Here is a 263-nt window from a genome sequence, read left to right as displayed (position 1 = left end):
CATTGAAGGACGCATTAAGTGCAGCAGAATTAAAAAATATGAATCTGGCGAGTGAAAAAGAAATTGAAAAATTCGCTGACATGGTTATTAAAATGGGCGCGCTTCCGGAAGGCATCAAAAAAGGCATACTTGTTCAATATCTTGACTGCATCCGGCTTACACGTTCACATTGCAAAATTTCCGCGAAGTTGCTTGCGAACCATATTGAAAAAATGAGTAAGTACAGCGTCGATCAGCTTCATTACGCTATGTGGGAGCATGCC

The 263-nt window shown here is 41.1% G+C and carries 1 protein-coding gene; it reads left to right on the top strand.

The window, feature by feature from the left end:
• Positions 1 to 38: 38 nt before the first annotated feature.
• Positions 39 to 263 (top strand): hypothetical protein (locus SB724_RS20605; protein WP_410572778.1); only part of this gene is annotated, 225 nt, incomplete at its 3' end.

Origin of the sequence: Bacillus sp. SIMBA_031 (assembly GCF_046535225.1) — a bacterium.
GTDB classification, from domain to species: domain Bacteria; phylum Bacillota; class Bacilli; order Bacillales; family Bacillaceae; genus Bacillus; species Bacillus velezensis.
Note: the sequence above shows the minus strand (reverse complement) of the source record. Positions and strands in the feature narration are given on the sequence as shown.